4 protein-coding genes are annotated in these 7031 nt (G+C 39.5%); all 4 read left to right on the top strand.

What is annotated here, in order from left to right; genetic code table 11:
• Positions 1 to 120: 120 nt before the first annotated feature.
• The 4 genes from KFO40_RS24900 to KFO40_RS24885 all read left to right on the top strand — a co-directional run bounded on the left by KFO40_RS24900 (position 121) and on the right by KFO40_RS24885 (position 6997).
• Positions 121 to 2304 (top strand): DUF4838 domain-containing protein, encoded by a 2184-nt coding sequence (locus tag KFO40_RS24900; protein WP_117684348.1) that lies wholly within the window; start codon positions 121 to 123, stop codon positions 2302 to 2304.
• 98 nt (positions 2305 to 2402) lie between these two features.
• On the top strand, positions 2403 to 3731 hold the full coding sequence (locus tag KFO40_RS24895; protein ID WP_004306233.1) for an MFS transporter: 1329 nt from the start codon (positions 2403 to 2405) through the stop codon (positions 3729 to 3731).
• A gap of 16 nt (positions 3732 to 3747) precedes the next feature.
• On the top strand, positions 3748 to 4716 hold the full coding sequence (locus tag KFO40_RS24890; RefSeq protein WP_004306232.1) for a 1,4-beta-mannosyl-N-acetylglucosamine phosphorylase: 969 nt from the start codon (positions 3748 to 3750) through the stop codon (positions 4714 to 4716).
• Positions 4717 to 4723: 7 nt separating this feature from the next.
• Positions 4724 to 6997: a GH92 family glycosyl hydrolase gene (locus KFO40_RS24885; protein WP_004313672.1), complete on the top strand. Its 2274-nt coding sequence runs from the start codon at positions 4724 to 4726 to the stop codon at positions 6995 to 6997.
• Positions 6998 to 7031 lie beyond the last annotated feature (34 nt).

The following is a 7031-nucleotide window of genomic DNA, read 5'->3' as shown; positions in this document are numbered from 1 at the left end:
GATATGTCGCAGAGGCATATCCTCTTTTTTATATGTTAAAGTATCCATAATTTATTAGAACTTTATTCTCCTGAATTGTACTTCTAGTAAATGCTCATATAAACTTAAATTCTAACAAACATGAAACATTGGTTATTATCTGTTTTGCTGGTGGTATGTGGTACTGTTTCAGCACAAATAACACTCGTAAAAGATGGCAAAAGTAGTGCTCGCATCATTGTGCAGGACAAGATGCCAAATAGTAAGACGTCAGCGCAATTCTTACAACGTTTTCTTACTGAAATTTCGGGAGTTGCACTTCCTATTGAAAATGATAAAACTCCTCGGAAAGGAGATATTCTCATTGGTGGTCAATCTTCGGCGGAAGTAACAGAGGATGGATTCTCTATTTCTACTCAAGATGGTATTCTAAAAATATCTGGTAAAGAAAACGGTGTTGTATATGGGGTTGTTACTTTATTGGAGCAATATTTGGGTATCGATTATTGGGGAGAGAATGAATATTCTCTTACCCCTTCAAAAACGGTGAACTTACCCTTCATTAATAAAGTCGAGAATCCGGGCTTTCGTTACCGTCAGACACAATGTTATGCTATCCATACAGACTCTATTTATAAGTGGTGGAATCGTTTAGAGGAACCGAATGAAGTGTTTGCTGCCGGTTATTGGGTGCATACTTTTGATAAGCTTCTGCCTTCATCCATTTATGGGAAAGAACATCCGGAATATTATTCTTACTTCAAAGGAAAACGCCACCCGGGAAAGGCCAGTCAGTGGTGTTTGAGTAATCCGGAGGTTTTTGAGATTGTAGCTCAACGTGTTGATTCTATTTTCAAAGCAAATCCAGATAAGCATATCATGTCTGTAAGTCAGAATGATGGTAATTATACAAATTGTACGTGTGATGCTTGTAAGGCAATTGATGATTATGAAGGAGCATTATCAGGAAGCATAATCACTTTTCTGAATAAGTTGGCTGCCCGTTTCCCGGATAAAGAATTTTCCACATTGGCTTATCTATATACTATGAATCCTCCGAAACATGTGAAACCTTTGCCGAATGTGAATATTATGCTATGTGATATTGACTGTGACCGTGAAGTAACTTTGACGGAGAATGCTTCGGGAAAAGAGTTTGTGAAAGCCATGGAAGGATGGTCTAAGATTACCAATAATATTTTCGTGTGGGATTACGGTATTAACTTTGATAATTATCTGGCTCCATTTCCTAATTTCCATATTTTACAGGACAATATCCGTCTTTTCGAAAAGAATCATGCCACCATGCATTTCTCTCAAATAGCAGGGAGCAGGGGAGGAGATTTTGCAGAACTTCGCGCTTATTTAGTGTCAAAGTTAATGTGGAATCCAGAAGTTAATGTAGACTCATTGATGCAACATTTTCTGCATGGATATTATGGGGAAGCAGCGCCATATCTTTATCAGTACATAAAGATAATGGAAGGCGCATTAATCGGTAGTGGACAGAGGTTGTGGATATATGATTCACCCGTATCACATAAATATGGCATGCTAAAGCCTGCTTTGATGCGTCGTTATAATCATTTATTTGATTTGGCTGAAAAGGCTGTTGCAGCAGAACCAGATTTCTTAAAACGAGTTCAACGGGCACGCCTGCCAATTCAGTATTCAGAACTGGAAATAGCACGAACGGAGACAGAAAAAGATTTGGTAGATATCAATAAAAAGTTAGACCTTTTTGAGGAACGCGTGAAAGAGTTTCAAGTTCCTACATTGAATGAACGTTCCAATTCACCGGTAGACTATTGCAAATTGTATAGGGAACGTTACATGCCGCAAAAAGAAAAAAGTTTGGCTTTGGGCGCAAAAGTTACTTATCTAATTCCTCCTACGGGAAAATATGCGGCATTAGGAAAAAACGCATTGGTTGACGGTTTGTTTGGTGGAGCAACCTTTGTTGATAGCTGGATTGGTTGGGAAGGAACCGATGGTGCATTCGTTATAGATTTGGGCGAAGCGAAAGAGATACATAGTGTGGAAACAGATTTTCTTCATCAAATAGGGGCCTGGATTCTTTTTCCTCTAAAGGTGGTTTATTCATACGCTGAAGACGGTGAACATTATACGCATTGGAGAACGATTGATTTACCGGAAGAACGTACGGGTGAGGTAAAATTCCGTGGAGTCAAGGCTGAATCAGCCGAACCGATAAAAACTCGTTATGTGAAAGTAGAAGTCACCGGAACGAAAGAATGTCCGACCTGGCATTATGGTGTAGGCCATCCTTCGTGGTTTTTTATAGACGAAGTGATAATAAAATAAAAAAAGTAGGGGGGAGACGTTAGTAGTTTCCCCCTTTTAGTTGTATTATATATAGATGGGTCAGAAAAATGAATTTTTTCATCTATATACTATGATTTATGCAACAGAATAAAACTGCTTCTCAACGAAAAACTATTAACCCGGCTTGCTGGGTACCTACTGCTTATTTTGCAATGGGACTTCCCTTTATTGCTATTAATCTGGTTTCTGTTTTCATGTTTAAGGATCTTGGAATTTCGGATACGCAAATTGCATTCTGGACTTCTCTGATTATGATGCCTTGGACACTGAAATTTTTGTGGAGTCCTTTTCTTGAAATGTATCGGACGAAAAAATTTTTCGTATTGATTACAGAATTATTGAGTGGTGTATTGTTTGGAGTAGTAGCCTTTTCTTTGTTTTTCGATTACTTTTTCGCCATAAGTATCTCTACGATGGCAGTGATTGCCTTTAGTGGAGCAACGCACGATATTGCTTGTGATGGTGTATATATGGCTGAATTGAACAAGGAAGATCAGGCAAAATATATCGGAGTTCAAGGTGCTTTTTATAATGTAGCCAAATTGGTTGCTAATGGAGGATTAGTTGCTATGGCAGGAGCATTGGCAGAGCATTTCGGAGCAATAGAAGGTGCTTCGATAGATGCTAACAAAGGAGCGTATTCATCTGCATGGATGATTATTTTCGGCGTAATTGCGGCAATAATGGTACTGATCGGTATTTATCATATAAAAATGTTACCTTCTACACAGGTTCCGTCAACAACGAAGAAAACAGCATCAGAAGTTGGGCACGAACTGGTAGCAGTCATTGCTAACTTCTTTACTAAAAAGCATATTCTCTACTATATCTGTTTTATTATTTTATATCGTTTGGCAGAAGGCTTTATCATGAAAATAGCTCCGCTGTTTTTACGTGCTTCAAGGGATGTAGGCGGCTTAGGACTGTCGTTGACAGAGATCGGCACGCTAAATGGTATCTTTGGTTCCGCTGCTTTCGTTTTAGGCTCATTGTTAGCAGGTATTTATGTCTCTAAGTTCGGATTGAAAAAGACACTATTTACTCTCTGCTGTATTTTTAATCTTCCGTTTGTAGCCTATACCTTTTTGGCAGTTGCACAGCCTACTAATGTATATCTGATCGGAACTTGTATAACAATGGAATATTTTGGTTATGGCTTTGGTTTTGTCGGACTGACGTTGTTTATGATGCAACAGATTGCTCCAGGCAAACATCAAATGTCACATTACGCATTTGCTTCAGGAATCATGAATCTGGGAGTGATGCTTCCGGGAATGGTTAGTGGTTATCTTAGTGACTTATTAGGATATCGTAATTTCTTTATCTATGTGTTAATCGCAACTATTCCAGCTTTTCTGATTACTTATTTCATACCTTTCACGTATGATGACTCAAAAAATAAATAATATAAAATCAACGATTATGAATAAAATTCAAATTCCTTGGGAAGATCGTCCTGTCGGATGTACGGACGTTATGTGGCGTTACTCACAAAATCCAGTTATCGGACGTTATCATATTCCTTCATCTAATAGTATTTTCAATAGTGCTGTTGTTCCTTTTGAGGATGGTTTTGCAGGCGTATTCCGTTGTGATAACAAAGCTGTACAGATGAATATCTTTGCAGGTTTTAGTAAGGACGGAATTCATTGGGATATCAATCATGAACCTATTCAGTTTAAAGCAGGTAACACGGAAATGATTGAGTCGGAATATAAATACGACCCTCGTGTTACATGGATTGAAGACCGTTATTGGGTGACTTGGTGTAATGGTTATCATGGCCCTACGATTGGTATTGCCTATACTTTTGACTTTAAGGAGTTTTTCCAGTGCGAAAATGCTTTCTTGCCTTTCAATCGTAATGGTGTACTTTTCCCGCAGAAGATCGATGGCAAGTATGCGATGTTGAGTCGTCCCAGTGATAATGGACATACTCCGTTTGGCGACATATACATCAGCTATAGCCCGGATATGAAATATTGGGGTGAACACCGCTGTGTAATGAAAGTGACTCCTTTCCCGGAAAGCGCTTGGCAGTGTACGAAGATTGGTGCAGGTTCAGTTCCTTTCCTTACAGATGAAGGCTGGTTGCTGTTCTATCACGGTGTAATCACTACTTGTAATGGTTTCCGTTACGCTATGGGAGCTGCCATATTGGATAAAGATCATCCGGAAAAAGTTCTTTACCGTACACGCGAATATCTGCTTGGTCCGGCTGCTCCTTACGAACTTCAAGGTGACGTTCCTAATGTCGTATTCCCCTGTGCTGCTTTGCAAGATGGTGAACGTGTTGCTGTTTATTATGGTGCGGCAGATACTGTGGTAGGTATGGCCTTCGGATATATAAAAGAGATTATCGATTTTACGAAACGAACGAGTATCATTTAATAAAGATATGAAACGTATTATATTAACTTACACACTTGCTTTTTCCCTTCTTTCCGCCTATGCGGGGGAAGGGGGGAGCCCTCCCCTTAAAAATACGGATAAAAGTCTTTTGATAGATTATGTGGATCCTTTTATCGGAACTACAAATTTCGGAACGACCAATCCGGGAGCGATTTGCCCCAATGGTATGATGTCTGTGGTTCCTTTCAATGTGATGGGATCTTCCGAAAACACATACGATAAAGATGCCCGATGGTGGTCTACGCCTTATGAATATACAAATTGTTTCTTTACCGGATATGCTCATGTGAATTTGAGTGGAGTCGGTTGTCCGGAATTAGGTTCTTTATTATTGATGCCTACTACCGGAGAACTGAATGTGGATTATAAAGAATATGGTAGTAAGTATAAGGATGAACAGGCCTCACCGGGCTATTATTCTAATTATCTGACTAAATATAATGTAAAAACAGAAGTTTCGGCTACTCCGCGTAGCGGTATTGCCCGGTTTACTTTCCCAAAAGGGAAAAGCCACATCCTGCTGAATTTGGGTGAGGGGTTAACGAATGAGAGTGGCGCTATGCTTCGTCGTGTAAGCGATAGCGAAGTGGAAGGAGTCAAACTACTTGGCACATTTTGTTATAATCCTCAAGCTGTATTCCCCATTTACTTTGTATTGCGGGTTAAGAAGAATCCTTCTGCAACAGGGTATTGGAAGAAACAACGTCCGATGATGGGGGTTGAGGCTGAATGGGATAAGGATCAGGGAAAGTATAAACTTTATACTCGCTACGGAAAAGAAATAGCAGGAGATGACATTGGTACTTATTTCTCCTTCGATACAGAAGAAGGTGAACAAGTAGAAGTACAAATGGGAGTTTCTTTTGTAAGCATAGAAAATGCCCGTTTGAATCTGGATCGTGAACAGGCTGGAAAGGATTTTGAGAAGATTCATGCGGAAGCACGTTCCAAATGGAATCATGACTTGTCACGCATAACAGTGGAAGGTGGTACAGATGCCCAAAAGACTGTGTTTTATACAGCGCTTTATCATTTGCTGATTCATCCTAATATTTTGCAGGATGTAAACGGAGAATATCCGGCAATGGAAAGTGATAAGATCCTGACAACCAAAGGTGATCGCTATACCGTATTTTCTCTTTGGGATACCTACCGCAATGTTCATCAATTGCTGACCTTGGTTTATCCGGAACGTCAGATGGAAATGGTGCGCACAATGCTTGATATGTATCGTGAACATGGATGGTTGCCTAAGTGGGAATTATATGGCAGAGAAACATTGACAATGGAAGGTGATCCGAGTATTCCGGTAATTGTAGATACCTGGATGAAAGGTTTGCGTGACTTTGATGTTGATTTGGCTTATGAGGCAATGTACAAATCTGCTACGTTACCGGGGGCGGAAAACTTGATGCGTCCTGATAATGATGATTATATGTCTAAAGGATATGTACCCCTTCGTGAACAGTATGACAATTCCGTCTCTCATGCATTGGAATATTATATTGCCGATTTTGCATTGTCTCGTTTTGCAGCTGCTTTAGGTAAAAAGAAAGATGCAGAGATGTTCTATAAACGTTCTTTAGGATACAAACATTATTATAGTAAAGAATTTGGTACTTTCCGTCCGATTCTCCCCGATGGAACGTTTTATAGCCCGTTTAATCCGAGACAAGGAGAGAACTTTGAACCGAATCCCGGTTTCCATGAAGGTAGTTCCTGGAATTATACGTTCTATGTACCACATGATGTATATGGCTTGGCGAAATTAATGGGGGGAAAGAAACCTTTTATCGATAAACTACAAATGGTTTTTGACGAAGGACTTTACGACCCGGCAAATGAACCGGATATTGCTTATGCTCATTTATTCTCATACTTTAAAGGTGAAGAATGGCGTACGCAGAAAGAGACGCAGCGTTTATTAGATAAGTACTTTACAACAAAACCTGATGGTATTCCAGGAAATGATGATACGGGAACGATGTCTTCCTGGGCTATTTTCAATATGATCGGTTTTTATCCGGATTGTCCCGGACTGCCCGAATATACATTGACGACTCCGGTCTTTAATAAGGTAACGATCCGGTTAGATCCGAAATGGTATAAAGAAAACGAATTGGTGATTGAAACCAATCGTACTCAACCAGGAGTTTTATATATTAATAAGGTACTATTGAATGGCAAGAAGTTCAATAAATATCATATCACACATGATGAACTTGTTCACGGCAAATATTTAAAGTTTGATTTGAAATAACACACAGTGTTTCATAGGTATCGTTTTTGGGTTG

The sequence above is a fragment of the Bacteroides sp. 1001302B_160321_D4 genome (assembly GCF_015667765.1).
GTDB classification, from domain to species: Bacteria; Bacteroidota; Bacteroidia; order Bacteroidales; family Bacteroidaceae; genus Bacteroides; species Bacteroides xylanisolvens.
Note: the sequence above shows the minus strand (reverse complement) of the source record. Positions and strands in the feature narration are given on the sequence as shown.

Coding starts and splice junctions, on each gene's coding strand:
- KFO40_RS24895 (WP_004306233.1), top strand. CDS start 2,403: ATGCAACAGAATAAAACTGCTTCTCAACGAAAAACTATTAACCCGGCT.
- KFO40_RS24890 (WP_004306232.1), top strand. CDS start 3,748: ATGAATAAAATTCAAATTCCTTGGGAAGATCGTCCTGTCGGATGTACG.
- KFO40_RS24885 (WP_004313672.1), top strand. CDS start 4,724: ATGAAACGTATTATATTAACTTACACACTTGCTTTTTCCCTTCTTTCC.
- KFO40_RS24900 (WP_117684348.1), top strand. CDS start 121: ATGAAACATTGGTTATTATCTGTTTTGCTGGTGGTATGTGGTACTGTT.